Genomic DNA, 25,151 nt, shown 5'->3' on the forward strand with positions numbered 1-25,151 from the left:
ACCAGGCATGTGCGACAATCATTTCCCGGCGCCTTCGGCCAATAAGGCCGAACTCGAGGGCGCCGGCGATTTCACGCCCCGTTTCGATTCCAACGGTCTGGTGACCGCCGTCGTGACCGATATTCGTGATGGCGAACTGCTGATGGTCGCCCATATGAATGCCGAGGCTTTGCGCCTGACGGTCGAGACCGGCATTGCGCATTATTACAGCCGCTCCCGGGCATCGCTTTGGAAGAAGGGCGAGACATCCGGCAATCTCCAGACCGTCCATGAGATCCGCACGGATTGTGATCAGGACGTCGTCTGGCTGAAGATCTCCATGGCCGGGCATGACGCGGCCTGCCATACCGGCCGCCGCTCCTGTTTCTATCGCTCGGTAAGAAAAGTTGACGGTGGGATCATCCTTGAAATCGAGGATGATGCGCGTCATTTTGATCCTGAAGCCGTCTATTCCAGCAAGGAAACGAACTAGGCATTCGTCTCGTTCTGATCCGCTCCCAGCCTGAGTAAACGATTTCGCAACCACGCGGTGCGTTAATAGCGGATCGCGGGTCGTCAAGCCGTCGAAATTGGCCGTGGAGGTGATGGAGCGATGCTGAACTGGAACTGGAACCGTCAGGCACGACAGGCTGCTTCGCAGGATGTCGACCTTGCGCGGTCCGAACCGCCAGTCCCGACGGTCGCGACCCCTCCCCGCAAGGCCAAGCTTTCCCTCGCTCTTGGTGGCGGCGCTGCTCGCGGCTGGGCGCATATAGGCGTGCTCCGCGCGCTGGATGAGGCCGGCATCGAAGTCGGCATGATTGCCGGCACCTCGATCGGTGCGCTTGTCGGAGGATGTTATCTGGCCGGCAAGCTGGACGAACTCGAATCTTTCGCCCGCTCGCTCACCATGCGCCGCATCGCGGCTTTGCTCGATCTCACCATCGGCGGCGGCGGCCTGCTCGGCGGCATGCGGCTGACCAAGCGCATGCAGGAACATCTCGAAGGCCTGTCGATCGAGGATCTCGACCGTCCGTTCGTCGCGGTGGCGACCGAGCTGCTGACCGGCCATGAAGTGTGGATCTCCAGCGGCTCGCTGATCACGGGCCTGAGGGCTTCCTATGCCCTGCCCGGCATTTTCGAGCCGGTCAAATGCAACAATCGCACGCTGATGGATGGCGCGCTGGTCAATCCGGTGCCGACGTCCGTCTGCCGCGCCTACGAGCAGCCGCTCGTCGTCGCAGTCAACCTCAACTACGACATCTTCGGCCGCTCCGCCGTGATCAAGCACAATGCGAGCTTCCAGACGGTCGACGAGGCCATCCGCGAGAAATCGGATGAAGTACGCGTCAGCGTCACCGGCACCATGGTGCAGGCCTTCAACATCATCCAGGAACGTATCTCGCGCGCGCGGCTTGCCGGCGATCCGCCGGATCTGGCGCTGCATCCGCGCCTGAGCGATATCGGCCTGTCCGAATTCCATCGCGCCGGCGAGGCGATCGAGCGCGGCTATGAGGAAACCATGGCGCAGATCTCGGCGCTCAAGCGCATGCAGGAAGTGTTCGCCCGCTGAGTTCTTCGCGGGCGTCACCATCTTCTTTCTTGGAGAGCGGCCGGGCGTCAGCCGGCGATATAGGCCTTCATCTGTTCGGCCTCGATCTCGACCTCGCGCATGCGCGCCTTCACCACGTCACCGATCGAAATGATGCCCGCAAGCCGGCTCTGAGCTTCAACAGGTACGTGACGGAAGCGGCCGGATGTCATCATGCCCATGACCTCGTCGACCGTCTGCTCCTCGCGACAGCGCTGGACGTTCGTCGTCATCATCGCCTTCACGGGCTGGTCGAGCGCCTCGACGCCCTTGGTCGCGATGGTGCGGACCAGGTCACGTTCCGTGAAAATGCCGGCAATGCGGCCTTCCATTCCGGCAACCACGACGGCGCCGATCTTCCTGTCGTTGAGGATGCCTGCGACTTCGAGCAGCGTGATTTCGGGCTCGACGGTCACCACGTCGCGGCCCTTCGCTTCGAGCATCATTCTTACGGTAGTCGACATGGCTTCCTCCCTGCCTGATCAACGTACCCGCGGGCCCTCCTGAAAACTCTCTCCCGGGGCACTTTTCGTATAGCTCAGATTGTAGAGCGGCCCGATTTTGAGATCAAGCGGAAGAGATCACAGCTCCCGGTAGCGGATCGGATCGAAGAGCGAAAACAGCAGGAAGCCGAACAGGAAGCCGCCGATATGGGCGTCCCAGGCAATCTCGCCCACATCGCTGCCGATCAGCGGCAGGCCGACGGCAATCAGCACGTTACCGGCCAGCCACATCCCCGTGAACATCAGGACGGTGCGGTTGGAAAGCGCCCGGGCGATCGACAGGCGCGGATGGAGATGGCCGAAATTGCGGTCGTATCCGCCGCCCGATGGAAAGGCGAAACGGCAGGCCGCGCCCATCAGCGCAGAGACAACGCCCGAGGCGCCGATCAGCAGCGTCTCCTCGCCCCAATGGACGGCGGCATGGAAGAACGCCGATGCGGCGGCCGAGAACACCCAGAACAGAAGGTAACGGACGGTGCCGATCCGCCGCACGACAGGCGCGCCGAAAGCGGCAAGCCACAGGCCGTTGAAGGCGATGTGCTCGACCCCGCCATGCAACAGCGAATAGGTCACCGGCGTCCACAGCCATTCATAACTCTGGTCAGCCAGCGGATAGGCGTAGCGGATCGGGGTGAAGGCGAGTTCGACTATGAAGGCCAGGCGCTGGTCGCCGGTCAGGACATATTCCTGCACGACATAAAGGCCGACGAGCAGCGCAAGGCTCGCCAAAAGGATGCCAGGCAGGTTGAAGGCAGGCGGTGAAGGACGCCTCTCCTTCTCTTCGAAAGCATCGTCGGGAGCCATGTCGGGCCTATCGTCCATGGCCATTCCTTTCTGCGCCTGTGCCCAAGCCATACAACAGCAATCCGGCAACGGCAATGCACGCCGGGAAGGCCTGACCATGCGTCGCATTCACCATTTCATGAGCTGACTTCAGCCTGTCCGCCGCAACTGGCACGATTTTCGCTAATCCTAATATATCCAAGGGGTCATAAGGGGCGATCTGGATCATAATTGAACAGGACAGACTGAATGCGGACGAGAGCAACAGAAGAAATCCTTAACTATTGGAACGGCTTGAGAGGCTTGGCGCCTGCCCCGCTGCGCTCGGATCTCGATCCGTCGGCCCTGCGCCATTTCCTGCCAAACCTGTTCATCGTGGCAGGGTCCGCGCCCGCCACCCTGTCCTTCGCTCTGGCCGGCACGCGGATCTGCGAACTGTTCGACCGCGAGCTCCGCGGTGTCGATTATCAGACGATATGGGGAGAAGATGCTGGACCGCGCCCGAAGGAAATCATCGACAACGTGCTGCTCTACGAACGGGCCGCACTTCTGGAAGTCAGACTGTCACCGGATGGTGAGGATCGCCCCTACGACCTGCTCCTGATGCCGTTGCGCACCGTCGGTCACGTGAGCGACCGGGTCCTCGGTGCGCTGATACCGCGCGTGCCGGTGGCAACGCCGCGTCTCGTGCCCGTCGAAACGCTCTCCCTCGAAAATTGGGCCTTTGTCGAGGCCGGCGGTGCGCTGCCTCGCCTGCGTCACGGCGAGCCAGTGTCCGAATCTCCCGTCTCGCTGCTTCAGAGATTGATCGCCAACAGCCCGTTCGCGCAGGCCGGCCGGTAACGGATGGACGCTGCATTCGGGCGTGCCCGGAAAACCATCTGTTAACTGGCCAATGATATCTCTATAGTTGAAGGTCAGACCCAGAGCAGATTGCTAAATGTATTCATTTCAGCCGGCCCAGACACAACCGAGCCAGCCGATCGCTGCCCAGCAGCGATCGTTTCAGCGAGTCACGGTCAATGTCGAGGGGCGCCTGATGCTGGCAAGCCACGAGGAATACGCCTGCTCTGCCATCGATATGTCGCCGGGTGACGTCAGGTTTACCTGCGTTGGCCGTCCGCGCGTCAACGAACGCGTCATCGCCTATCTCGATCATCTCGGCCGCCTCGAAGGCAATGTCATCAGCCTTTCGGACGATGGTTTCGTCATGTCGGTCAACGCGACCGAGCGCAAGCGTGAGAAGCTGGCGGCCCAGCTGACCTGGATTGCCAACAAGCACGAACTCGGCCTGCCGGAAGATCGCCGTCACGACCGCCTGACGCCGCGCGACACCCTCTCCGAGCTGGAACTCGAGGACGGCACGCGCTACGCTTGCCGCATCATGGACCTTTCGCTGTCCGGCGCTGCGGTCGACCTCGAAGTGCGCCCAGCACTCGGTATGCCGGTCAGGCTCGGCAACATGCGCGGCCGCGTCGTCCGCCACTTCATGGAAGGCGTGGCGATCGAGTTCAACTCGGTCCAGTCCCGCGAAGCGCTTACGGCCTTCCTCTGAGCAGCCAGGCTGCGCCTTAATATCCGGCTTTAACGATTAAACGCCTCTTCCTCTGTCCGTTTGCGGCACACCGGAAGAGGCGTTTTCGTATCTGGTTGTCCGAAAATCGGACCCTTTCGAAAAAAATGTGCCTTTTCGGGATTTTTTTTGAGCGCGTTTTCCGCGCAATTCAGGTCCCTTGGCGGCTCGATTTCCCGCAGGGCTCCGACCCTTCCGCCGTTCCCGCGCCCACCTGACATGCCTCCGGCCTCGTCTTCGGCCGTCTCAACGTCACCCGAGAATGCCGGATTCCCAATGGCTTGCGGTCCGACGGATCGAATTTGATTAGCATTTGAATCAAATTTATCGCGAATTTGATCGGCATTTGAATCAAATATGCCGCGTGTTTTATGCGAATTTGTCTCAAGTTCGATTACAATAAGCGATTGATTTTATGACGCTATTTTCCGCTCTGGAAAATGCCGTCTGGCACTGTCCTCCCAACGAACGGGGAGACAGCAGATCATGCTTCCGAAGACACTGGTACGGGTAGTTCTGACAGCAGCCATCGCACTTGCAGCAGCAGCGCCTTCCCTGGCGATGCCGTCCGGCGCCATGCGGATCATCGGCAAGGCAAACCCGCCGATCGGTCACTACGAATTCTGCCAGACCTATGCCAGCGAGTGCCAGCCGCTGGGCCGCGATGCGGGCCCGGCCAAGCTGACGGAAGACAAGTGGAAGACGCTTCTCGACGTCAACTACACCGTCAACACCTCGATCACACCGATGACCGATCAGGAAATCTACGGCGTCGAAGAACGCTGGGCCTACCCGCGCACCGTCGGCGACTGCGAGGACTTCGTTCTTCTGAAGCGCAAGATGCTGATGGCCAAGGGTTTCGATGCGTCGGCCCTGCTGATCACCGTCGTGCTACAGCCGAGCGGCGAAGGTCATGCCGTCCTGACCGTGCGCACCGATCGCGGCGACTACATTCTCGACAACATGCGCAACAAGGTCATGATCTGGACGGATACCGAATACACCTACCTCAAGCGCCAGGACTCGAGCGATCCGTCGCGCTGGGTGAAGCTCCAGGACGGCCGCGCAGTCGCCGTCGGCAGCGTAAGCCAGTAAACAGCTTCAAGGCCGGGCAAGCGCCCGGCCCATCCCAAGCGTCATGTCCGTTCCACGCCGGGGCCGATCACATCGGCTCCGGCGTTACGCGTTGAGGGTCTTTACGATGCGTTAACGCTGTCGGGTGGAGTATCGCAAGCGAAAGCGACTGGGCCCCGGTATCCTGTTTCGGTCCCCCGCATGAGTGCTGAAGGACACAGGATATATTATGTCGAACCGGACATCCGCGCCCGTCGAGGACGAACTTCCGCTTATCTCCGAACGATTCCTTTTCCGGCTTGCGATCGTCGTGGCCTTTCTGGTCGCCGCCACTGTCGCGATCAGTGTCGGCGGCCACTGGCTCGGGCAGCGGATCGCGCTCGGCGGCCATTCCGAGAGCCGGGACGTCATGACGGTCTCGATCGGCGAGGATACGCTGCGTGCGCCCGCCAACATGATCCGTTTCGCCGACCAGCGCAGGTCCGGCGTTGCGGAGCGCCTCGATGTCTACCTGACCTGGCCAGGCCTCGAAGGGTATAGCGAGGCGCTGCGCAAGAGCTTCGACACGGTCGAGCGGCCGGATCTGCTGATCTTCCTGCAATTGTCGCAAAGCACGATGTCGAAGGAAATGTCGGGGCGACTCGAGCCGGTCTACGCGCAGCTTTTCGACGGAGCACCCGAGCCATATGCCAACGGGTTGATGCTGCACCACTTGCGCGCCGACAGCGGCTATGGCGAGGAAGTCGTCCTGACCGCCAACCGACCCGGTAGCGCACTCCCCTATGTGGTTCGCTGCCTGATTCCTGCCCCGGGCGGAAAGGCGACCGGCGCCGACTGCCAGCGTGACATACACATCGGAAACGACCTGACGGTGCTTTATCGATTCTCCAGCGCCCTTCTGAAGGACTGGGACCATATTGATGCCGCAGTTGGCTCATTTGTCCGATCCAGGCTGGTACAGCCGGATGGCACATCCGCCGCCGGGATGAACTGAGAAAACGAACTAAAATGCGTCAGATCGAAGAAACCAGCAGTTCATCATAAACCACTTGGTAACGCTGATCTCCTACATTGACCGACAGCGGTCTGGCGGGGGCGCGTCCGGATCTGATGAGAATGATTAAAGCGATGAGTGCGGCAGTGTTGAAAACCATGTTCTCCGCATCCTCTCCCAAGGGTGCAGCGAAGGCAAAGCGTCTCGGATATTTCTTCGTCTTGGCAATGGCCCTGTCTGCTCTGGCGCAGACTGCGGAAGCTGAAGCGGCTCCGAAATATGCGGGTATTGTTGTGGATGCGAAATCGGGCAAGGTCCTGTACGGCGAAGATCCGGATGGCCTGCGTTACCCGGCGTCGCTGACCAAGATGATGACCCTGTATTTGACGTTCGAGGCTCTCGAATCCGGGCGCATCAGTCTCGACTCGAAGGTTCCGGTTTCGGCCAATGCCGCCAAGGAGCCGCCGTCCAAGCTCGGCGTTCGCGCCGGCGGCAGCGTAACCGTCGATCAGGCGATTCGCGCTCTTGTGACCCGCTCGGCAAACGACATCGCGACCGCTCTCGGCGAATATGTCGGCGGTTCGGAAACCCGCTTCGCTCAGCTGATGACGAGCAAGGCCCGTGCACTGGGCATGACCCGCACGACTTATCGCAACGCCCACGGCCTGCCCAATACGGCGCAGATGACGACTGCCCGCGACCAGGCTCGTCTCGGAATCGCGCTTCGGCAGCACTTCCCGCAGTATTATCCCTATTTCGGTATCCGTTCTTTCCAGTTCGGCAAGCAGGTTATCGGCAACCACAACCGTCTCGTCGGCAACGTCAAGGGCGTCGACGGCATCAAGACCGGTTACACCCGCGCTGCAGGCAGCAACCTTGCGACCTCCGCGGAACTCGACGGTCGTTCGATCGTCGCCGTTGTTCTCGGCGGCCGCTCCAGCGCTGCCCGCGATGCGACGATGCGCAAGCTGGTTGCCGAATATCTGCCGAAGGCTACCCGTGGCGGTCGTTCCAACCTGATTGCCCAGACGGCTCCGGCTGCAGTCGCTACCCCGGTTGCGCGTACCCCGGCCGTTTCCGCCCAGGCATCCGAAGGCCGCCAGGTGGCTGCATTCGATCTGCCCGACAGCGGTCCGCTTCCGGATGCTCGCTACACCCAGCGCCAGGCTCCGGCTGCAGTCGAGACCGCATCGGCCTCCGCCTATGCCGGCCAGTCCTCGCAGAGCCGGTCCGTCGACCAGGCCATGAGTGCTGCCATGTCTCCGCCGGCAGCCATTCCGTCGCCGGCACCCGAATACATGCCGAAGCGCGAGCAGGCTTCCCTGAAGCGTGATCTGCCCGAGGCTTCGGTCGATGAAGTCACCACGGCTTCCACCCGCGCGGCTGCCAAGTCAGTGGCCATGTCCGGCTGGGTCATCCAGATTGGCGTCTCTCCGAGCGAGAAGATGGCCAATGATCTCCTGCAGAGTGCGCAGGATAAAGGCGGCAAGGTATTGCGTTCCGCCAAACCTTTCACGGTCGCCTTCGAGAATGGCGGCCAGCAGATCTACCGCGCCCGGTTCGGTGGCTTCGGCGACCAGAAGGATGCGGTGAATGCCTGCAATGCTTTGAAGAAGAAGGGCGTAGGCTGCTGGGCATCCCTGCAGTAACGGCGGCGGGCGAAAGCCCGCCTGTCTCACCGCCGGGCCGGTGACGGTCCGGAGAAATCTCGAGTTTGTAATGTGTAAACGGGGTTTCCTATGGGAATGAATGAAAACAGCATCGACTTTGGATCGGTGCAGATGTCGCGGGCACGGGGCGTAGCGCTCAATCCGCTTCATGAGGTGGCCATGCGGCTTGCCGGCCTCGGCCTCAATCGGTCGAAGGAAAAGACCAAGGACCTGGTCTCCATGCTGCTCAGCCACGGCGCGCGCGCCTGGCGTCATGGGCAGCCGGTGGCCGGTATCCACCTCCACGTTGCCGCCCATTCCGGGCGTGCACCGGTCAGGATGACGCTGCCGAAGGCGGCTGAGTAATCAGAGAAGGCCGAGATCGGCCAGTTCGCGGCGCAGGTCTTCGGGCAGCGCCGCGACATCCTCGCCAAGGGCTCCGAGATCCCGTGGCACTTCCTCGTCCTTCAGATAACGCCAGCCCTGGAACGGTCGCTTCGGCTGCGAAGCGGTCTCTATGACTTCGGGCCCAAGCACCAGCTCGCAACGCTGGATGCCGTCGCCGCCCGTGAAGGTCCGGATATCCAGAAGCTTCTGGCGCGCTGCGACCTGTCCCTTGATCACCCAATAGAGCGAGCCGTTGTCGAGCAGCTCGTCGATGCGTTTCGGCACCATGCGGGTCGTATGGATGCTGTGCGGTTCAAGGCCGGCGGCCATCGCGGTGAGCGATCGTTCGGCCACCCAGTCCCGGAGGTCCTGGATGCTGTCTGCGCCGACGCAGAGCTTGATCAGATGAAGAGCCATGGCTTTGCTTGAAGACCCGCAGGCCGCATGCGTCAAGTGCCGATAAACGGCCTGTCCACAGTGACGAGGCCGATCAGCACTCCACGACATTGACGGCAAGCCCGCCGGTCGAGGTTTCCTTGTATTTCTCGCTCATGTCGTTGCCGGTCTGGCGCATGGTCTCGATGCAGGCGTCGAGCGGCACGAAATGGGTGCCGTCACCCTTGATGGCAAGCGATGCGGCGGTGACCGCCTTCACCGCGCCGAGCGCGTTGCGCTCGATGCAGGGGACCTGGACGAGACCGGCGATCGGATCGCAGGTCATGCCGAGATGGTGTTCGAGCGCGATTTCCGCGGCGTTTTCGATCTGCTCCGGCGAGCCGCCCATGACGGCCGCCAAGCCTGCCGCAGCCATGGCCGCAGCGGAGCCGACTTCGCCCTGACAGCCGACCTCGGCGCCGGAGATCGAGGCATTGTGCTTGATGATGCCGCCGACGGCAGCGGCGGTCAGCAGGAAGTCGTGGATGTCCGCGCGCGTCGCATCCTCATGGAAATGCAGGAAATATTTGAGCGTTGCCGGAATGACGCCGGCAGCGCCGTTGGTGGGTGCCGTTACGACCCGTCCGCCGCCCGCATTCTCCTCGTTGACCGCCATGGCGTAGACACTGAGCCAGTCGTTGGCGAGAAGCGGATTGTGGCGGTTGCTGCGCCATTCCTCGTTCAGCCGGTCATGGATGGCGCGGGCGCGGCGCTTGACCTTCAGCCCGCCCGGCATGATGCCGTCGACCTTCAGTCCGCGATCGATACAGCCGCTCATCGCGCCCCAGATCGAATCGAGCCCGTCTTCTAGCTTCTGCTCGCTCATCCGGGTCAGTTCGTTGGCGCGTTTCATCTGGGCTATGCTGAGGCCTGCGCCATGGGACATATCGAGCATCTGCTTCGCGCTGGCGAAGGGATAGGGCACCCGCTCCCCGCCGCCGGCATCCTTGCTGGCCCGCATGGCGGCAAGCTCGGTATCGGTGACGACGAAGCCGCCGCCGATCGAATAATAGACCCGCTTCAGAAGCAGCCGGCCGTCGCGGTCGAGCGCGGAAAAGCTCATGCCGTTGGCATGGCCGGGCAGCGGCTGCTTTTTATCGAATATGAGATCGGTCTTCGGCTGGAAGAAATAGGAAGGATGACCGGGCGGCGTGACACGGCCGGTGCGCTCGACCTCATCGATGATCTCGTCCATCCGGTCGGGATCGACTGTGTTCGGCGCTTCGCCCATCAGGCCGAGGATCACCGCCCTTCCCGTGCCGTGGCCGATACCGGTGAAGGCGAGCGATCCGTGCAGCGAGGCCTGCAGGCCAGCCACATGGGTGCCGGCCGGACGCGGCCATTCGTCGGAGAGGATGAGATCGAGGAAGCGGTTCGCGGCCGACATCGGCCCCATCGTGTGGGAGCTGGACGGACCGATGCCGATCTTGAAGACGTCGAAGACGGAAAGAAACATGGGGCTTGTGTCCAGAATGCCGGTGGCCGGAAGGCCGATCGAATTGATGTAACCTATGCCAAGTGAGCGTGGCGTCATGGTGGCGGGCCGACACGGCCTTTGATGCAAACGACATGAAGCGCAGCTAGCCTATGCGTCGTTGCAGGCGGATATTCAAGACCACAAATCTTCCAGTGCCGGTTGTCACCTCGAGGGCTGCGCCTAGCTCTAGCCTTGCCCCTTGCCGTCAAAGCGGAAACCGCGCAAGACGGAAAGCCTTTCGAATCTGGTGGAGGACACATGACCGTTGCCGACTATGTTGCCTTTGCAGTTTTCGTGATTGCCTGGGTGACCTATTCCTGGCTGACAGCCGGCTCCGGAGCGCGCTTCTTCCCGCGACTGAGCCTCAACCGCGCCATGGCCGAGAGGCGCAAGCACTGGATCTACAATTCGCTGCGCCGCGACCTCAAGATGATCGACACCCAGATCCTGGCCGGCCTGCAGAACGGTACCGCCTTCTTCGCCTCCACCTCGATCTTCGCCATCGGCGGCTGTTTCGCCCTGCTCGGCGCCACGGAACAGGTCGAGGCCGTCTTCCGTGACCTCGCCTTCGTCGCCTATGCCGGTCGCACCGCCTTCGAACTCAAGGTCGTCGGCCTGACCTTCCTGTTCGGCTATGCCTTCTTCAAGTTCGGCTGGTCCTACCGACTGTTCAACTACTGCACCATCCTGTTCGGTGCGCTGCCGATGATGCACGACACCAATGCCGATCGGGCAGCCGCCGAGGCCGCCGCCGACCAGGTGGTGCGAATGAATGCAATCGCCGCCAGCCATTTCAATTCCGGTCTGAGAGCGCTGTTCCTGTCGGTCGGCTATCTGGGCTGGTTCGTCGGGCCCTATATGTTCATGGGCATGACGATCTTCATCATCGTGGTCCTGACCCGCCGTCAGTATTTTTCCGAGGCGCGGCTGGCGATCATGGAAGCCAACAAGCACTAACCCTGCGGTCCCCAAGCGAATATCCAAGGCAGTCCATGACCATTGCAGCAGACAGTCAGGCCGCGGCTCAGAAGTCGCCCCGTATCCTCCTTATCGATACGCTGCGCGGCATCGCGCTGATCGCGATGGCCACCTACCATCTCACCTGGGACCTGGAATTTTTCGGCTATCTTGACCCGGGCACGGCGACGCAGGGCTTTTTCCGCATCTATGCCCGCTCGATCGCGAGCTCGTTCCTGTTCCTTGCCGGCGTCAGCCTCGTGCTGGCACACGGCCGGACCATCCGCTGGCCTTCGTTCTGGAAGCGTCTTGCCATCGTGGCCGGCGCGGCGCTGGCGATCAGCGTCGCCACCTATGTCGCCTTCCCGCATGAGTGGATCTATTTCGGCATCCTGCACAATATCGCAGTGTCGAGCGTCATCGGCCTTCTCTTCCTCAGGCTGCCGCTGACCAGCGGCATTCTGGTGCCGTTGCTGATCGTCGCGGCAATGATCGCCAATGCCAGCATCGCGCCTGGCATTCTCTCCTCACCCGCCTTCGACACGCGGTGGTTGAGCTGGCTGGGCTTTGCCGAACTGCCACCGCGCTCCAACGACTACGTGCCGCTGTTCCCCTGGCTGGCGGCCCTGCTCGCCGGCGTCGCCATCGCCCGTATCGCGCTTGCCCGCGGATGGAATTTCAGGCTGGCGGACATCCAGCGCCGCGATACGCTGCTGGCCAAGGCAGGGCGTCACAGCCTGATCGTCTATCTCGTGCACCAGCCGGTTCTGATCGCGCTTGTTTACCTCGCCTCGCTGGTAGCGCCGCCGCCAGCGGTCGATCCGCGCGAAAGCTACGTCTCGAGCTGTCAGATGAGCTGCGTCAAGGAGGCGGACGAGGCGACCTGCCGGCAATTCTGCGGCTGCACCGCCGATGCCCTGATCAGCCAGAACCTGATGACGCCGATGCAGAGCGGCACGATCAGCGCGCAGGATGACCGCATTCAGATGATCGCCCAGGAATGCTCGATCAGCCTGCCGCAGCAGTGATTGCGGGCTAACGCTCGAAATGTTTTACAGGATCTCCGCGGGAGATGCGCTGGTCACGGACGACGATCCGCTGGAACGTAGGGAGGCGGTCGAGTACTTTTTTCGCTGGCCGAACATGGCCGTTCTCTTCGAGGTCTCTATCTGCAGCAACGGTTTTAAGAAGCAGTGATCATTTTCAAACGCCTGCAATGGCCGCTAGTCATAGCCATATTGTTTTCGGTTATTTTTCTGGCGCACAATTCTGGAGCAGAAATGCCGGACGAAAATTACGCCGATATCATCGCTTTTGCGTCCGATTTTTCGGGCAATGATACTGCTATCGTTGAAAAGGTTCGGGAGATGGCGGCAAATCCGCCGAGCGATGTGGAGACCGTCGGCTTTTACGGCGCCGAAGACTATCCGCCGCGTGACCGGCTGTTTCTCGCCACGGTCAGTTTGCTCGACAACACGAAAAAGCTGTACTCGATCGAGGACAAGTACACCTCGGAGATTTTCTTGATCTGGCAGGAGGACGGCGTTCTCAACGAGGACGGCTTGCCCCCGGCTGCCAAGGCCGTCTTCCGGCCCATGCTCGTTGGCGAGCAGCCTCCAGGACCGATAGAGCGCTATCACGATCTGGTCTGGGAAAAATATGCCGAGGCGACGAAGGAGCTGGAGCACTACATGGCAGATCGCGGTCGGGTCCTTCTCTCGATAGATGCGACCGATGGCGACACGATGTTGTTTGCACTGGTATCGTCCGAGATTGCCACGCGTTGGCGGGACAGGGCCTTTAGCGAACACGAAGGATATCGCGCCGGCGTGCGTTCGCCGATGTGGGACCGTTTCTGGATCTATCTCAATTATTCTACCCGCGGCCTCATGGCGGGCGAGGATCGTAAAGGTCTTCCTCCCGGCACCCAGGAACGTGTCAATTCGATCCCTTGGGCGAACGGGGCTCCCTGAGAAGCTCAGGTGCCGACGCCGATTTCGGCGAGACGTGTCAGGCAGGCTTCCTCGACATTGTCGAGTTCAACGAGCGTCTCGTCGATATCCTTGCGCTTCTGGCGCAGTTCGTCACGCTTCTCGTCGACGCGCTTCATCAGCAGCTTGAGTTGGCCGAGTTCGCCAGGCGGTTCCTTGTAGACCTGGATGATTTCGCGGATTTCGGCGATTGTGAAGCCGATACGGCGGCCGCGCAGAATTTCCAGCAGCAGCCGGCGATCAGCAGCGCGGAAGAGACGCGTACGGCCGCGGCGCTCCGGTTGAAGCAGGCCCTCATCCTCGTAGAAGCGCAGGGTGCGGGTCGAGACGCCGAATTCCCGGGTGAGTTCGGTAATGCTGTAATATTTATCCACGTCTTTATCCTGCTGCTGCGAGCGGGAAAAATAATTGACTTTTACGTAACAGTCAAATCATGCAATGGCGGCCTTATCCGGCCTGCCCTCGCTATCAGTGCAGCAGCCAAAGCGTGGCGAGGCCCAGAAAACTGACGAAGCCAGTCATGTCGGTTATGGCGGTGACGAAAACCGCGGAGGAAACCGCCGGGTCCGTCCCGGCCCTGTCGAGCAGCATCGGGATCATCATGCCGGCCATGGAGGCGGCGATCATGTTGATGATCATCGCCGAGGCGATCACCATGCCGAGCTGGATATCTCCGAACCACCAGCCCGCGACCGAGCCCACGACGGTGCCGAACAGCATGCCGTTGATGATGCCGACGCCCGCTTCGCGCCGCACGACGCGCCAGGCATTGTGGATGTCGAGGTCGCGGGTGGCGAGCGCCCTCACGGTAACCGTCATGGTCTGGGAGCCGGCATTGCCGCCCATGCCAGCCACGATCGGCATCAGGATCGCAAGCGCCACGATCTCCTCGATCGTTGCTTCGAACAGGCCGATCACCGAGGCGGACAGGAAGGCCGTCACGAGATTCACCATCAGCCACGGCACGCGTGAGCGCGACGTATCCTTGACCGAGTCGGAAAGCTCTTCGTCGCCGACGCCGGAGAGGCGGCGAAGGTCTTCTTCGGCCTCTTCCTGGATCACGTCGACCACGTCGTCGATGGTCAGCACCCCGACGAGCCGGTCGTTCTCGTCGACGACGGCGGCGGAGAGCAAGTCATACTGTTCGAAGATCTGTGCCGCCTCTTCCTGGTCCATGTCGGCCGGGATCGGGTGATTGGTCTCCCGCATGATCGTCTCGATGCGGATCTGCCGCTTGGTGCGCAGGATCCGGTCGAGGTCGATGACGCCGAGCAGCCGGAAGGTCGGGTCGATGACGAAGATCTGGGAAAAGCTCTCCGGCAGGTTCTCCTCGTCGCGCAGGTAGTCGATCGTCTGGCCGACGGTCCAGAAGGGCGGCACGGCGACGAATTCCGTCTGCATGCGGCGGCCGGCCGAGCTTTCCGGATATTCCAGCGCGCGCCTCAGCCGCACCCGTTCGGTAAACGGCAGTTGCGCCAGGATCTCTTCCTGGTCCTGCCGGTCGAGGTCTTCGAGAATGTAGACGGCGTCGTCCGAATCGAGATCGCCGATCGCAGCCGCGATCTGCGAGTTCGGCATCTGCTCGACGATCTCGAGGCGGATCGCCTCGTCGACCTCGGTCAGCGCCGTGAGGTCGAAGTCCTTGCCGAGCAACCGCACCAGTGCCTGGCGCTGCTCGGGCAGGATAGATTCGAGCAGGTCGCCGAGTTCGGATTCGTGCAGCCTGGCCACGTATTGGCGAAGGTAGAGCACGTCGCGATCGGCGATTGCCGCACCGACTCGCGCCAGGAAATCCGACTTGATCGCACCGTCTTCGGAATAGATGTCGTGCCCGTCGTCGCCGGCCTTGCTGCGGATGAGGGTGTCGTCCTGGATATCGCTCATCAACCGCCCTCGCCTCGCATGCCGGCCGTCACCGCATGGCAACGGAAAGCATATAGCCAACAATCAGATAGCATGAAAGACTGAAGCGCTCCGATCGGTTCCATCGGATCATCTTTCAGGGCAGCTTTCCAAGCTCCCGTGAATGTTTCTGCACCAACATGAAGAATGGACGAAATGGCCATCCGCCCGATCCTCAAATACCCTGATCCAGGCCTTTCCCTACCCTGTGAACCGGTTGCCGAATTCGATGGAGACCTGGCAGCACTTGCGCAGGATCTGCTGGAGACCATGCGCGCGGCGCCGGGCGTGGGGATCACGGCTGCGCACATCGGCGTCCTGCGTCGGCTCTTCGTCCTCGAACTGTCGCCTGCCGACGGCCCGCTATATTACGTCAATCCGGAAATCCTGAGCCTTGGCGACGAGACGATCCGCCACATGGAAGGCAGTGTCTCCATGCCCGGCGCAACCGACGAGGTCGAGCGGCCGCGTCAGCTGCGGGTGCGATATCAGGATCTCGACGGCAATGTCGTCGAAGAGGATGCGCGAGACTTTCACGCCGTCTGCATCCAGCACGAGATCGACCAGCTGGACGGCATCTTCTGGCTCCGCCGCCTGTCGCGGGTAAAGCGGGAGAGGCTGGTGCGCAGGTGGCAGAAGGAAAAATAGTCGCGGGCATAGAACCCCTGCCCCGCTCGTGCGTTGTCCGTCCATGGTTACGAGAGGAGCAAGACCATGACGGAAACATCCAAGATTGAAGGCAATGACCTTGGTAGTGAAGTCGCAGCCCGCCTGTCGGCGCTTCCGGACGTCGACGTTTCGGCGGTCGAGGCCCGGCTCGACGGAACGACGGTGGTTCTCGAGGGATCGGTCGATACCGTGTTTTCGGCAAGAAAGGTCGTCTTTGCAGCCGAAACGATCGACGGGGTGCATGACGTAGAAAACCATCTGACCCTGACCGGCAAGACGGACGACCGCACCCACTAGCCGTTTTACGCGATGCTGTCGGCCGGTGCCTGGATTGCCGCCGGACGTTTCGTCCCAATGAAGATTCTGCCCCAAGTATTTTGCGCTGAGTGAAGGCTCTGCCGAAAGTGAACACAAGGAGGCTGCCATGCCGCTGAAGAAAGGCATAGACGACGTTTCCCGCGAAGAGGATTTTCGCGATTTCGATGACCGCAATATCGATGAAGGCTGGCCCTATGCCGATCAGCCCGGCGCCGCGTCAGGCCCGGTCGACAACGCCGCCTACGGCAATTCCGGCGCCAATACCGAGAAAGACCGCAATCCCGGCTTTCTCCTCGACGATGCCGGCGCCGACGGGCTGGAGGAGCCACTGAAAGACAGCCTTCGTCCCGGCACGATGGGACTGGAGGATTCCGACGATCTGGAGGAGCGCATCACCGACACGATCGACGGCCTCGGTATCATCGACATGGACCTGATCGACGTCCATGTTGATCGAGGCATTGTCACGGTCGAAGGTGAAGTAGACGACGCGCCAACGGCCCACCAGATCCTGCGCCAAGTGCAGGCGGTGAAGGGAGTGCGTAAGGTCGTCAATCACCTGCGTCTTGTCGGAGTGGACGGCAGTATCCCCGACGACGACTGATCTGCCGGGGGTTAGTCGACTTCGATCGAGATGGTCGGCGGTGTGTGCAGCGTATTGCTGACGGTGCAGATCTCCTCCGCCATCTCGACGATCTGGAAGCGTTCGGCTTCGCTGAAGTCGCCGTTGATCTTGATCCACGCGGAGAAGCGCTCGATCCGGTACGGTTCGTACGCCGACTTCTGACCCGTGACATCCGCCGTGACACTTTCGAATCGGTCGAGGATCCCAAGCTTGCTGGCGGCGATCCGGGCGCTGAGCGCAAGGCAGGCGGAGAGCGAGGCGAACATCAGGTCGAGCGGATTGAAGCCTTCCTCCGAAGCGCCGGTGACAACGGTCACGCGCCCGTCAGTGCGGCTGGTCACCAGTGGGTGACCGTTTCTCTTGAGCTCCGCCTGGGCGCCGATCGGACGCGACTTGATCTTCACATCGATCATGTCACGCCGTCTCCACGACAGTCGGGCCAAAAATCTCCTCGAATGCCTGCCGCAGCCGGACATCGACATCCTGCATCATCACCAGCATGCCGAGATCGACGAGGCTGGTGACGCCGTAATTGCTGATTCCACAGGGCACGATGCCGGAGAAATGCGAGAGATCGGGATCGACATTGATCGACAGGCCGTGGAAGCTCACCCAACGGCGCAAGCGGATTCCGAGCGCAGCGATCTTGTCTTCCGCCATGCTGCCGTCGAACAGGCGCGGCTTCTCCGGCCGCTGCACCCAGACACCGACTCGGTCCTCGCGGCGTTCGCCGCGTACGTTCATCAGGTCGAGCGTCCGGATGACGAGTTCCTCGAGCGCGGCCACATAGGCGCGCACGTCCTGGCGCCGGCGTTTCAGATCCAGCATGACATAGGCCACCCGTTGGCCGGGACCGTGATAGGTATATTCGCCGCCGCGGCCGGTCGCGTAGACCGGGAACCGGTTCGGTTCGATCAGGTCGGCCGCATCGGCGCTGGTACCGGCCGTATAGAGCGGTGGATGTTCGAGCAGCCAGACGAGTTCGCCGGCGCGGCCGTCGGCGATATCGGCCACCTCCTGCTCCATCGTCGCCATGGCCTCTTCATAAGGCACGGGACAGTCCGTGATGCGCCAGCGCACGGGCGGGGAGCCCGAAGCGGGCAGCATCAGATGGTCGAGATCGGTTCGTGTCAGCATGATAGCCTTCTGGCAACAAGATCGGAGCTTGGCAAGACGCCTGCCTTTCCGGCCCTTTGTGGCGTCGTTTTATATAGGGGCTGTGGGTTCCTGTTTTTATCCTTCAAAAAACTGTCACGACACACTTGTGCAGCCCAAATCCTTTTGCTAGATGCTCCCTCGCCGACGCAAATCGGCTCTACCACGATGCGGTCGTGGCGGAATTGGTAGACGCGCAGCGTTGAGGTCGCTGTGGGGCAACCCGTGGAAGTTCGAGTCTTCTCGACCGCACCAAATAAACCCGGCTTCGGCCGGGTTTTTTCTTTTCTGCTAAGCGGTTGCGATCATTTCTTCATGTCGATTGCGAAAATCCGATCGGCTAGCTGTCGCCACAAGATCAGGCGTTGCGGGATCCTTCCACAGCCAGTGACTGGATGACGAGACGGCAATTGTCATTGCCCTGCGGCAGGAGCGTGATGGGATCCACCAGACCAACGCTGACGCCAAGGCCGTTGGCCAGCGCCCAGCCCCAGTTGTCCTGGGCATAACGCAGAAGCTGCGGGCCTTCGACGGAGATGCAGGCCCTGCCCGCCTCGATCAGTTCCTGCGATGGAACGCCCTGAAGACGCTGCGTCATCTCCGCCTGAAGCGGCGTCACCACGAAGATGGCGAATAGATAGCTGATGAATTCCGACACCATGATCTCCTGCGTTCTGACAGGCAGATAGGTACGGCAGATCAGGCGCGCCAGAGACGCGCGCGATTCAGAATTTTATGCCGACTGCCAGTCCCGCATGAGTAAGCCCGTCATTCGGGCCATCGCAGATATCGGCGTGGGACGAGTGATCGGCCGTGGCCACCAGATTGACCCTGTCGCTCAGGCGAACTCCAAGAGCGACCTGCTCGCGGAACAACAGCCGGCAGCCGAGACGCGGACCATCGCCGCCGTCGAGATTGCCGTTGTGGACAGTTCCGCCGAACCCGGCCTCGGCAAAGAATTTATCGCCGAGCGGCAGGTGCCAGTTCAGGCCCGCATAGACCTGGTCGGTCGCGTCGGCGCCGCCCGAGACGCCGAGTTCGACGCGGGGTGCCATGAGAACGCCGGCAAGACCGGGATCGGCCGGCCCGAACGGCGCGAAATAGACTTCCGCCGATCCGACGATCCCCTGATCCTTGGAGCTGTCGCTGTCGATCAATCCGCCGGCTCCGAACCGGACTTCGTCGACGAGGTCGCCGGCGATGGCGAATGTGACTTGGGATGAAGCCAATGTCATGGCGAGCGCGAGCGGCAGTGTGAGCTTCATGAAATCCCCTCGAATCAACAGGAAAACTGTCAGCGCAAAACCACCGCGTGTACAGGTGTAAAACACACGGGCAGGCTCTCTGCATCGTCCGGCTCACGGGTTGTGGCGCCGGTGCGGCTTGAACGACACAATCGGCTGTGATTGAAGGGGGCCGGTCCTTCGAGAGTGATGCCCATGCCCGATTCTTCCCCGCAAAATCCGATCAAGGGCATGGCGATCATGGCCGGCTGCATGGTCGTGCTGCCGATGATGGACGCGATCGCCAAATACATGGCGACATTCGAGACCATGTCTCCGGGCCAGGTCACCTTCTATCGATTTTTCTTCCAGTTCCTGGCGCTGCTGCCCATCGCCTTCTTCGTGCCCGGTGCACTCCGTGGCGGAAAGCGCCCCTGGATGAACCTGCTGCGCGGCGCGCTGCATGCGGCGGCGAGCCTGATGTTCTTCATGGCGGTCAAATACATGCCGCTGGCGGACGTCTTCGCCATCTATTTCGTAGAGCCCTTTATGCTGACCATGATGTCGGCGATGTTCCTCGGCGAGAAGGTCGGATGGCGGCGGTGGCTTGCGATCGTCATCGGCTTCGGCGGCGCGATGATCGTCATACAGCCGAGTTATGCGATCTTCGGCTGGACGGCGCTTCTGCCGGTCGTCTGCGCCTTTCTCTATACGCTCTATCTCTTCCTCAACCGGGCAATCGGCGACGCCGATTCGCCGCTCACCATGCAGTTTGTCGCCGGCGTCGGCGGCACGCTGTTCATGACCGCGGCACTCTTGCTCGGCCATTTTGTCTCTCTGGTCGAATTCGAGGCCTCGCTGCCCGCATCCGGCATGGGACTGCTGCTCCTCGTCGTGCTCGGCAGCATATCCGGCTATGTCCATCTGCTCGTCGTGCGTGCCTTCCGCATGGCACCTCTGTCGCTTCTGGCGCCCTTCCAGTATTTCGAGATCATTTCCGCAACGGTGCTGGGTTATCTGCTGTTTGCCGATTTCCCCACCCTGTCGAAATGGCTGGGCATCGCCATCATCGTCGCCTCCGGGCTGTTCATCATCTGGCGCGAGCGTGCCAGGGTGAAACAGATTTCCGCCGAGCCGCCCGTCGGCTAGGGAGCGTTAACCGCGCTCCTTTGCTGCCTCTCAACTTCTGACGATTATGGGCCATATCCAGTTTCATGATGAAACGGAGAGACAGATGGGCGGCATCCGCTTTTCTTTTCCGGCAAGTGTCATCGCCGGAAAGGGCCGTATCGACAGGCATGATTTCCTGATCCTGCGCAAATATACGTTTGCGGACGGAATAAGCACGTATGACGATGCCCTTCTGATGCTCGCACTCAACGACATGTGCCCCGCCCGCTGTGATGAGTGGCCGACCTATTTCATCGAAACCCTCAGCGCCTTCATTGTCGACGGCAGTTCGCCGACCGGGCGCATCGACCTGCTCAAGTCGGCCTGGCTCATCCAGACGCTGGCCGTCGATGGGGCCGTTGACGACCCGCTGCATCTGGAGTTCCTGCTGCACGCAATCGAGCGCGCCGGCTCCTGTCCCGAAATCCTGTCTGCGTTTGCGCTCGACCAGTTGCGTCTCGCCTTCTGTGATGAACCGTGTGGCGCCTATCGCATGGGCCGGCCGCACCGGAACGGCATCGCTGCGTATGATATCGCCTATGTCTGGCGGATCCTCAGAAACGCGGTCGATGGTGGGCGACTGTTTCTTTCTCCCCTTGAGGCATCGATCCTGAACATGATCAACGGCCTGGTCGAGGATCGCGACAACCATCCCGGCTGGGCGGATATCATGGAGCATGTCTCCGGCGGACGCGGCGCAGACAGCCTTCGCCGCCGCCCCTGGCTGCGGACGCCGGATATGCTCCTGTCGCGACATCCGCAACTCGTCTGATCGCAACCCGCTTTTCTCGACCGGCAGCCATTCCGGTTCGGTTGACATCGCCATGGCAACGCGGTCCAAGGACCTATGCAAACATCGAATCCCACCCTCCCGCTCGGCTATTCCCCCATTCCCGCGGGCAAGCTTGCCAACATGGTCACCTGCCTCGAAATGCACGGCCGACCGCCGGCACGATCGCAGCCGCCGGCATCCGGACTGAGGGTCGAGCGCTGGGCTGCGCCATCGGTGGACGATTACCGCGATCTTTACAGGCGCGTTGGCGAGGAATGGCTGTGGGTCTCCCGCCTGGTCATGCCGGATGAGGAATTGCATGCGATCCTGACGGACCCGCTGGTCGAGGTCTATGTGCTGACCGACGGCGAGCGTCGCCTCGGCCTGCTCGAACTGGATTTTCGCGAACATGACGAATGTGAGATCGCCTTCTTCGGTATTGTCGCGGAAGCGATCGGCCAGGGCTCCGGGCGCCTGCTGATGAACGCTGCGATCGAACACGCATGGTCTAGGCCGATCAACCGCTTCTGGGTTCATACCTGCAATTTCGACCATCCGGCCGCCCTCGCCTTCTATCAGCGCTCCGGCTTCAAGCCCTATGCCTTCATGGTCGAGGTTTGCGACGACCCGCGCCTCGATGGCCGCATGCCGCGCGAGGCTGCTCCACACGTGCCGCTGATCGAAGCGTGATCGGCTGACGTCTTTTTGCGGCATGACACGTCCGGTTCCGGCTTGAGCCGATCCGCCGGACCGTGCAAAAGTCCGCGCAGATTCTAATTGATTGATAATGGAGAGACACGATGGATGTCCGCGCCGCAGTAGCCGTACAGGCAGGCAAGCCCTTGGAAGTGATGACGGTTCAGCTCGATGGCCCGCGTGCCGGCGAGGTTCTGATTGAGGTCAAGGCGACCGGCATCTGCCATACCGACGACTTCACCCTGTCGGGCGCCGATCCGGAAGGCCTGTTTCCGGCCATTCTCGGCCATGAGGGTGCGGGCATCGTCGTCGATGTCGGCCCGGGCGTCACCTCGGTGAAGAAGGGTGACCATGTCATCCCGCTCTACACGCCGGAATGCCGCGAATGCTATTCCTGCACTTCGCGCAAGACCAATCTCTGCACCTCGATCCGCGCGACCCAGGGCCAGGGCGTGATGCCCGATGGCACCTCGCGCTTCTCGATCGGCAAGGACAAGATCCACCATTACATGGGCTGCTCGACCTTTGCCAATTACACGGTGCTGCCGGAGATCGCGGTCGCCAAGGTCAACCCGGACGCGCCCTTCGACAAGATCTGCTATATCGGCTGTGGTGTCACGACCGGCATCGGTGCGGTGATCAACACCGCCAAGGTCGAGATCGGTTCGACGGCGATCGTCTTCGGTCTCGGTGGCATCGGGCTGAACGTGCTGCAGGGGCTGCGGCTCGCCGGCGCCGACATGATCATCGGCGTCGACATCAACCCCGACCGCAAGGCCTGGGGCGAAAAGTTCGGCATGACGCATTTCGTCAATCCGAAGGAAGTCGGCGACGACATCGTGCCCTATCTGGTCAACATGACGAAGCGCGGCAACGACCTGATCGGCGGCGCCGACTACACGTTCGACTGCACCGGCAATACCAAGGTCATGCGCCAGGCGCTCGAAAGCTCGCATCGCGGCTGGGGCAAGTCGGTGATCATCGGCGTGGCGGGTGCCGGTCAGGAGATCTCGACGCGTCCGTTCCAGCTGGTGACCGGCCGCAACTGGATGGGCACGGCCTTCGGCGGCGCGCGTGGCCGCACCGACGTGCCGAAGATCGTCGACTGGTACATGGAAGGCAAGATCCAGATCGACCCGATGATCACCCACACCATGCCGCTCGACGACATCAACAAGGGGTTCGAGCTGATGCATTCGGGCGAAAGCATCCGCGGCGTGGTGGTCTATTGAGCAGCACGGCCACATCCGAAACGGCGGCTTATACGGTCGACGTGAGGAGGCTCGACGAGTTCTCCGCACGCGACCTCTATGCCATGCTGAAAATGCGCGTCGACGTCTTTGTCGTTGAGCAGATCTGCGCCTATCCCGAACTCGACGGCAACGATCCCGATTGCTTGCATCTGCGGCTTCTCGACGGCGATGATTTGCTGGCCTGCGCCCGCCTGTGGCGGCCGACGCCGGACGTGCTTCCCCGCATCGGCCGCGTGGCGGTATCGCCCGATCATCGTGGAAAGCGTCTCGGCGAGGCGCTGATGCGCGAGGCCATCGCCGAATGCGGAAAAGTCTATCCGGGCGAACAGATCGAAATCTCCGCCCAGGCGCACCTGCAGAAATTCTACGGCTCGCTCGGTTTCGAGCCGACATCCGAGGAATATCTCGAAGACGGCATTCCCCATGTCGACATGGTAAGGCGGGCCGGCTGATCCTTTGGTCGATGGATCGCCAAACACGACCATCGGCTCGCTTGCCATTCGACGCGCTCGATCTATCTTCGCCTTGGGAAGCTAAGAAAGGAAAAGAGCATGTATAAGTTCGAAGTCTACAAGGACAAGGCAGGCGAATTCCGGTTCCGTTTCAAAGCGAACAACGGCCAGAGCATGTTCTCGTCCGAAGGATATACCGCCAAGGCATCCGCCATGGCCGCGATCGAATCCATCAAGAAGAATGCGCCGGGTGCAACGGTAGACGACCAGACGACGGCAACGGTTTGATGTGCTAATTCGCCTTCCTGTGAACTCTAAACCGCAAGAAGGCGAATACCGTTGATCTATGTCGATGCCGATGCCTGCCCGGTAAAGCCGGAAATCCTGAAGGTCGCGGAGCGCCACGGCCTCGAGGTGACGCTTGTCGCCAATTCCGGCCTTCGTCCCTCGCGCGATCCGATGGTGAAGAACGTCATCGTGTCGGGCGCGTTCGACGCCGCCGATGACTGGATCGCCGAGCGCGCCGGCCCCGGCGATGTCGTCATCACCGCCGACGTGCCGCTCGCCGGCCGTTGCGTAGCCGCTGGTGCATTCGTCACGGGCCCGACTGGCCGCATCTTCGACCAGGCCAATATCGGCATGGCGACGGCCATGCGCGATCTCGGGCAGCATCTGCGCGAGACAGGTGAAAGCAAAGGCTACAATGCGGCCTTCTCGGCGAAGGACAGGTCCGCCTTCGTTGAAACCCTGGACCGGCTCTGCCGCCGCGCCAAATCAGGCGCATAGAAGGATTTCGCAAGGTTTGGAGGCCGCCGATGGCGACGCATGATCACGGCGGAAAGACCCGGTTCCGGAAGGTGAACTGGCGCCATCATCGCCACGGGCCTTTCTTCGTCGCGGCCATCATTGCCGTGGCCTCCCTGCCCGTCCTGCTGTGGCTGCTGCCGGACCTCGCGGCGGCACTCACAGCCATCCTCTTCTTCGTCATCTATCTCGGCCTCATGGCGCTGAGGATTCCCGGTCTCGACGCGGATCGTCTGGAGGCGAGCGGTCAGAATACCGACGAGCCGGCGCCGATCATCCTCGCGGTCACCCTTCTCGCTGCGATCGCTGCCCTGGTCACCCTGTTCGAAGCCCTGAACGACAAGCAGAGTACCGGCGTGCTGGATGTGGCTGTCGGCTTTGCCGCCGTCATCCTTGGCTGGTTCTCGATCCACATGATGTTTTCCGTCCATTACGCCCATCTTTATTGGCGTCCGGGCGACAAGGACGACGGCGTTTCCATCGGCGGGCTCGATTTCCCCGGCACCGACCGGCCTGGCGCCTGGGATTTTCTCTATTTCGGCTATGTGATCGGCATGACGGCGCAGACCTCGGATGTCGGGATCACGGCAACTGACATGCGCAGAATCAACCTTCTGCATTCCGTTGTGTCTTTCTTTTTCAACACGGTGCTGGTAGCCGCTGCAGTCAACGCGGTCGTTTCGCTGGCGACCTGACCAACCTGAAAACCAAGGAGCGAA

General features: G+C 61.5%; 32 protein-coding genes and 1 tRNA gene. 23 read left to right on the top strand and 10 right to left on the bottom strand.

Features of this window, described 5'->3' with window-relative positions; genetic code table 11:
* Positions 1-7: 7 nt before the first annotated feature.
* Both hisI and BM216_RS15850 read left to right on the top strand, forming a co-directional pair.
* Positions 8-472: a phosphoribosyl-AMP cyclohydrolase gene (hisI, locus tag BM216_RS15845; protein ID WP_093000179.1), complete on the top strand. Its 465-nt coding sequence runs from the start codon at positions 8-10 to the stop codon at positions 470-472.
* Positions 473-592: 120 nt separating this feature from the next.
* A complete protein-coding gene (locus BM216_RS15850) occupies positions 593-1,552 on the top strand; it encodes a patatin-like phospholipase family protein (RefSeq protein WP_093000180.1) in 960 nt (319 codons plus the stop codon).
* Positions 1,553-1,599: 47 nt separating this feature from the next.
* Here the strand turns inward: BM216_RS15850 and BM216_RS15855 are convergent, their stop codons facing one another.
* Both BM216_RS15855 and BM216_RS15860 read right to left on the bottom strand, forming a co-directional pair.
* On the bottom strand, positions 1,600-2,034 hold the full coding sequence (locus BM216_RS15855) for a CBS domain-containing protein (protein ID WP_093000181.1): 435 nt from the start codon (positions 2,032-2,034) through the stop codon (positions 1,600-1,602).
* A 117-nt stretch (positions 2,035-2,151) separates the two neighbouring features.
* Positions 2,152-2,877 carry a rhomboid family intramembrane serine protease gene (locus BM216_RS15860; RefSeq protein ID WP_244530217.1) on the bottom strand — a complete coding sequence of 242 codons (726 nt, stop codon included), beginning with the start codon at positions 2,875-2,877 and terminating at the stop codon, positions 2,152-2,154.
* A gap of 228 nt (positions 2,878-3,105) precedes the next feature.
* Here BM216_RS15860 and BM216_RS15865 point away from each other — a divergent pair, with 228 nt between their 5' ends.
* From BM216_RS15865 to BM216_RS15890, 6 genes are all read left to right on the top strand, one after another.
* On the top strand, positions 3,106-3,699 hold the full coding sequence (locus tag BM216_RS15865) for a PAS domain-containing protein (RefSeq protein ID WP_093000182.1): 594 nt from the start codon (positions 3,106-3,108) through the stop codon (positions 3,697-3,699).
* Between the two features lie 97 nt (positions 3,700-3,796).
* Positions 3,797-4,411 carry a PilZ domain-containing protein gene (locus BM216_RS15870; protein WP_093000183.1) on the top strand — a complete coding sequence of 205 codons (615 nt, stop codon included), beginning with the start codon at positions 3,797-3,799 and terminating at the stop codon, positions 4,409-4,411.
* A 504-nt stretch (positions 4,412-4,915) separates the two neighbouring features.
* Entirely contained in the window at positions 4,916-5,524 is a 609-nt protein-coding gene (locus BM216_RS15875) for a transglutaminase-like cysteine peptidase (protein WP_093000184.1), read from the top strand.
* A 208-nt stretch (positions 5,525-5,732) separates the two neighbouring features.
* On the top strand, positions 5,733-6,497 hold the full coding sequence (locus BM216_RS15880; protein ID WP_093000185.1) for a hypothetical protein: 765 nt from the start codon (positions 5,733-5,735) through the stop codon (positions 6,495-6,497).
* A gap of 125 nt (positions 6,498-6,622) precedes the next feature.
* Entirely contained in the window at positions 6,623-8,146 is a 1,524-nt protein-coding gene (locus tag BM216_RS15885) for a D-alanyl-D-alanine carboxypeptidase (RefSeq protein WP_244530218.1), read from the top strand.
* Positions 8,147-8,236: 90 nt separating this feature from the next.
* The gene (locus tag BM216_RS15890) at positions 8,237-8,512 is read left to right on the top strand and encodes a hypothetical protein (RefSeq protein ID WP_093000187.1); all 276 of its coding nucleotides are present in this window, start codon (positions 8,237-8,239) and stop codon (positions 8,510-8,512) included.
* Here the strand turns inward: BM216_RS15890 and BM216_RS15895 are convergent, their stop codons facing one another.
* Positions 8,513-8,950, bottom strand: coding sequence for a DUF1489 family protein (locus BM216_RS15895; protein ID WP_093000188.1), 438 nt, complete (start codon positions 8,948-8,950; stop codon positions 8,513-8,515).
* A 73-nt stretch (positions 8,951-9,023) separates the two neighbouring features.
* Entirely contained in the window at positions 9,024-10,424 is a 1,401-nt protein-coding gene (locus BM216_RS15900; protein WP_093000452.1) for an L-serine ammonia-lyase, read from the bottom strand.
* Positions 10,425-10,703: 279 nt separating this feature from the next.
* Here BM216_RS15900 and BM216_RS15905 point away from each other — a divergent pair, with 279 nt between their 5' ends.
* The 3 genes from BM216_RS15905 (at position 10,704) to BM216_RS15915 (ending at position 13,375) form a co-directional block, all read left to right on the top strand.
* Positions 10,704-11,402, top strand: a complete 699-nt coding sequence (locus tag BM216_RS15905; protein WP_093000189.1) for a DUF599 domain-containing protein — start codon at positions 10,704-10,706, stop codon at positions 11,400-11,402.
* A 35-nt stretch (positions 11,403-11,437) separates the two neighbouring features.
* Positions 11,438-12,430: a heparan-alpha-glucosaminide N-acetyltransferase gene (locus BM216_RS15910; protein WP_093000190.1), complete on the top strand. Its 993-nt coding sequence runs from the start codon at positions 11,438-11,440 to the stop codon at positions 12,428-12,430.
* Positions 12,431-12,595: 165 nt separating this feature from the next.
* Positions 12,596-13,375, top strand: coding sequence for a hypothetical protein (locus tag BM216_RS15915; RefSeq protein ID WP_143102779.1), 780 nt, complete (start codon positions 12,596-12,598; stop codon positions 13,373-13,375).
* 5 nt (positions 13,376-13,380) lie between these two features.
* Here the strand turns inward: BM216_RS15915 and BM216_RS15920 are convergent, their stop codons facing one another.
* Positions 13,381-13,767, bottom strand: a complete 387-nt coding sequence (locus tag BM216_RS15920; protein ID WP_093000192.1) for a MerR family transcriptional regulator — start codon at positions 13,765-13,767, stop codon at positions 13,381-13,383.
* A gap of 94 nt (positions 13,768-13,861) precedes the next feature.
* Positions 13,862-15,277 (bottom strand): magnesium transporter, encoded by a 1,416-nt coding sequence (gene mgtE, locus BM216_RS15925; protein WP_093000193.1) that lies wholly within the window; start codon positions 15,275-15,277, stop codon positions 13,862-13,864.
* 174 nt (positions 15,278-15,451) lie between these two features.
* On the opposite strand from mgtE, the gene BM216_RS15930 reads away from it, so the two are divergent.
* The 3 genes from BM216_RS15930 (at position 15,452) to BM216_RS15940 (ending at position 16,886) form a co-directional block, all read left to right on the top strand.
* Positions 15,452-15,943 carry a peptide deformylase gene (locus BM216_RS15930; RefSeq protein ID WP_093000453.1) on the top strand — a complete coding sequence of 164 codons (492 nt, stop codon included), beginning with the start codon at positions 15,452-15,454 and terminating at the stop codon, positions 15,941-15,943.
* A 66-nt stretch (positions 15,944-16,009) separates the two neighbouring features.
* Positions 16,010-16,261 carry a BON domain-containing protein gene (locus tag BM216_RS15935; RefSeq protein ID WP_093000194.1) on the top strand — a complete coding sequence of 84 codons (252 nt, stop codon included), beginning with the start codon at positions 16,010-16,012 and terminating at the stop codon, positions 16,259-16,261.
* Between the two features lie 127 nt (positions 16,262-16,388).
* Complete coding sequence (locus BM216_RS15940; protein ID WP_093000195.1) at positions 16,389-16,886, top strand: BON domain-containing protein; 498 nt, start codon at positions 16,389-16,391, stop codon at positions 16,884-16,886.
* 11 nt (positions 16,887-16,897) lie between these two features.
* Here the strand turns inward: BM216_RS15940 and BM216_RS15945 are convergent, their stop codons facing one another.
* Positions 16,898-17,320 (bottom strand): OsmC family protein, encoded by a 423-nt coding sequence (locus BM216_RS15945; RefSeq protein WP_093000196.1) that lies wholly within the window; start codon positions 17,318-17,320, stop codon positions 16,898-16,900.
* A gap of 1 nt (position 17,321) precedes the next feature.
* Positions 17,322-18,044: a lipoyl(octanoyl) transferase LipB gene (lipB, locus tag BM216_RS15950; protein ID WP_093000197.1), complete on the bottom strand. Its 723-nt coding sequence runs from the start codon at positions 18,042-18,044 to the stop codon at positions 17,322-17,324.
* Positions 18,045-18,232: 188 nt separating this feature from the next.
* Between lipB and BM216_RS15955 the strand changes: the two genes are divergently transcribed.
* A tRNA-Leu gene (locus tag BM216_RS15955) sits at positions 18,233-18,317 on the top strand.
* A gap of 103 nt (positions 18,318-18,420) precedes the next feature.
* Here BM216_RS15955 and BM216_RS15960 read toward each other — a convergent pair.
* Positions 18,421-18,720 (bottom strand): hypothetical protein, encoded by a 300-nt coding sequence (locus BM216_RS15960; RefSeq protein ID WP_093000454.1) that lies wholly within the window; start codon positions 18,718-18,720, stop codon positions 18,421-18,423.
* 67 nt (positions 18,721-18,787) lie between these two features.
* Positions 18,788-19,327: an acyloxyacyl hydrolase gene (locus BM216_RS15965; RefSeq protein ID WP_093000198.1), complete on the bottom strand. Its 540-nt coding sequence runs from the start codon at positions 19,325-19,327 to the stop codon at positions 18,788-18,790.
* A gap of 174 nt (positions 19,328-19,501) precedes the next feature.
* Between BM216_RS15965 and BM216_RS15970 the strand changes: the two genes are divergently transcribed.
* From BM216_RS15970 to BM216_RS16005, 8 genes are all read left to right on the top strand, one after another.
* Complete coding sequence (locus tag BM216_RS15970) at positions 19,502-20,434, top strand: DMT family transporter (protein WP_093000199.1); 933 nt, start codon at positions 19,502-19,504, stop codon at positions 20,432-20,434.
* Positions 20,435-20,519: 85 nt separating this feature from the next.
* The gene (locus BM216_RS15975) at positions 20,520-21,227 is read left to right on the top strand and encodes a hypothetical protein (protein WP_093000200.1); all 708 of its coding nucleotides are present in this window, start codon (positions 20,520-20,522) and stop codon (positions 21,225-21,227) included.
* A gap of 75 nt (positions 21,228-21,302) precedes the next feature.
* On the top strand, positions 21,303-21,917 hold the full coding sequence (locus BM216_RS15980; protein ID WP_093000201.1) for a GNAT family N-acetyltransferase: 615 nt from the start codon (positions 21,303-21,305) through the stop codon (positions 21,915-21,917).
* A gap of 110 nt (positions 21,918-22,027) precedes the next feature.
* On the top strand, positions 22,028-23,155 hold the full coding sequence (locus BM216_RS15985; protein ID WP_093000202.1) for an S-(hydroxymethyl)glutathione dehydrogenase/class III alcohol dehydrogenase: 1,128 nt from the start codon (positions 22,028-22,030) through the stop codon (positions 23,153-23,155).
* Complete coding sequence (locus BM216_RS15990; RefSeq protein ID WP_244530201.1) at positions 23,152-23,628, top strand: GNAT family N-acetyltransferase; 477 nt, start codon at positions 23,152-23,154, stop codon at positions 23,626-23,628. Before BM216_RS15985 ends, BM216_RS15990 begins: the two co-directional genes overlap by 4 nt.
* 99 nt (positions 23,629-23,727) lie before the next feature.
* Positions 23,728-23,916: a YegP family protein gene (locus tag BM216_RS15995; RefSeq protein WP_093000203.1), complete on the top strand. Its 189-nt coding sequence runs from the start codon at positions 23,728-23,730 to the stop codon at positions 23,914-23,916.
* A 51-nt stretch (positions 23,917-23,967) separates the two neighbouring features.
* Positions 23,968-24,414, top strand: coding sequence for a YaiI/YqxD family protein (locus BM216_RS16000; RefSeq protein WP_093000204.1), 447 nt, complete (start codon positions 23,968-23,970; stop codon positions 24,412-24,414).
* A 29-nt stretch (positions 24,415-24,443) separates the two neighbouring features.
* A complete protein-coding gene (locus BM216_RS16005; RefSeq protein WP_093000205.1) occupies positions 24,444-25,127 on the top strand; it encodes a DUF1345 domain-containing protein in 684 nt (227 codons plus the stop codon).
* The last annotated feature ends 24 nt before the right edge of the window (positions 25,128-25,151 follow it).

It is taken from the genome of Rhizobium sp. NFR07, assembly GCF_900111905.1.
In the GTDB taxonomy this organism is placed as follows: Bacteria; Pseudomonadota; Alphaproteobacteria; order Rhizobiales; family Rhizobiaceae; genus Neorhizobium.

Excerpts from the sequence above, each read along its gene's own strand:
- BM216_RS15865 (WP_093000182.1), top strand. The coding sequence starts at position 3,106 with ATGCGGACGAGAGCAACAGAAGAAATCCTTAACTATTGGAACGGCTTG.
- hisI (WP_093000179.1), top strand. The coding sequence starts at position 8 with ATGTGCGACAATCATTTCCCGGCGCCTTCGGCCAATAAGGCCGAACTC.
- BM216_RS15995 (WP_093000203.1), top strand. The coding sequence starts at position 23,728 with ATGTATAAGTTCGAAGTCTACAAGGACAAGGCAGGCGAATTCCGGTTC.
- BM216_RS15860 (WP_244530217.1), bottom strand. The coding sequence starts at position 2,877 with ATGGCTCCCGACGATGCTTTCGAAGAGAAGGAGAGGCGTCCTTCACCG.
- BM216_RS16005 (WP_093000205.1), top strand. The coding sequence starts at position 24,444 with ATGGCGACGCATGATCACGGCGGAAAGACCCGGTTCCGGAAGGTGAAC.
- BM216_RS15895 (WP_093000188.1), bottom strand. The coding sequence starts at position 8,950 with ATGGCTCTTCATCTGATCAAGCTCTGCGTCGGCGCAGACAGCATCCAG.
- BM216_RS15875 (WP_093000184.1), top strand. The coding sequence starts at position 4,916 with ATGCTTCCGAAGACACTGGTACGGGTAGTTCTGACAGCAGCCATCGCA.
- BM216_RS15980 (WP_093000201.1), top strand. The coding sequence starts at position 21,303 with ATGCAAACATCGAATCCCACCCTCCCGCTCGGCTATTCCCCCATTCCC.
- BM216_RS15900 (WP_093000452.1), bottom strand. The coding sequence starts at position 10,424 with ATGTTTCTTTCCGTCTTCGACGTCTTCAAGATCGGCATCGGTCCGTCC.
- BM216_RS15890 (WP_093000187.1), top strand. The coding sequence starts at position 8,237 with ATGGGAATGAATGAAAACAGCATCGACTTTGGATCGGTGCAGATGTCG.
- BM216_RS15930 (WP_093000453.1), top strand. The coding sequence starts at position 15,452 with ATGGCCATCCGCCCGATCCTCAAATACCCTGATCCAGGCCTTTCCCTA.
- BM216_RS15985 (WP_093000202.1), top strand. The coding sequence starts at position 22,028 with ATGGATGTCCGCGCCGCAGTAGCCGTACAGGCAGGCAAGCCCTTGGAA.
- BM216_RS15910 (WP_093000190.1), top strand. The coding sequence starts at position 11,438 with ATGACCATTGCAGCAGACAGTCAGGCCGCGGCTCAGAAGTCGCCCCGT.
- BM216_RS15855 (WP_093000181.1), bottom strand. The coding sequence starts at position 2,034 with ATGTCGACTACCGTAAGAATGATGCTCGAAGCGAAGGGCCGCGACGTG.
- BM216_RS15870 (WP_093000183.1), top strand. The coding sequence starts at position 3,797 with ATGTATTCATTTCAGCCGGCCCAGACACAACCGAGCCAGCCGATCGCT.
- BM216_RS15880 (WP_093000185.1), top strand. The coding sequence starts at position 5,733 with ATGTCGAACCGGACATCCGCGCCCGTCGAGGACGAACTTCCGCTTATC.
- BM216_RS15905 (WP_093000189.1), top strand. The coding sequence starts at position 10,704 with ATGACCGTTGCCGACTATGTTGCCTTTGCAGTTTTCGTGATTGCCTGG.
- lipB (WP_093000197.1), bottom strand. The coding sequence starts at position 18,044 with ATGCTGACACGAACCGATCTCGACCATCTGATGCTGCCCGCTTCGGGC.
- BM216_RS15935 (WP_093000194.1), top strand. The coding sequence starts at position 16,010 with ATGACGGAAACATCCAAGATTGAAGGCAATGACCTTGGTAGTGAAGTC.
- mgtE (WP_093000193.1), bottom strand. The coding sequence starts at position 15,277 with ATGAGCGATATCCAGGACGACACCCTCATCCGCAGCAAGGCCGGCGAC.
- BM216_RS15850 (WP_093000180.1), top strand. The coding sequence starts at position 593 with ATGCTGAACTGGAACTGGAACCGTCAGGCACGACAGGCTGCTTCGCAG.
- BM216_RS15970 (WP_093000199.1), top strand. The coding sequence starts at position 19,502 with ATGCCCGATTCTTCCCCGCAAAATCCGATCAAGGGCATGGCGATCATG.
- BM216_RS15945 (WP_093000196.1), bottom strand. The coding sequence starts at position 17,320 with ATGATCGATGTGAAGATCAAGTCGCGTCCGATCGGCGCCCAGGCGGAG.
- BM216_RS15940 (WP_093000195.1), top strand. The coding sequence starts at position 16,389 with ATGCCGCTGAAGAAAGGCATAGACGACGTTTCCCGCGAAGAGGATTTT.
- BM216_RS15975 (WP_093000200.1), top strand. The coding sequence starts at position 20,520 with ATGGGCGGCATCCGCTTTTCTTTTCCGGCAAGTGTCATCGCCGGAAAG.
- BM216_RS15965 (WP_093000198.1), bottom strand. The coding sequence starts at position 19,327 with ATGAAGCTCACACTGCCGCTCGCGCTCGCCATGACATTGGCTTCATCC.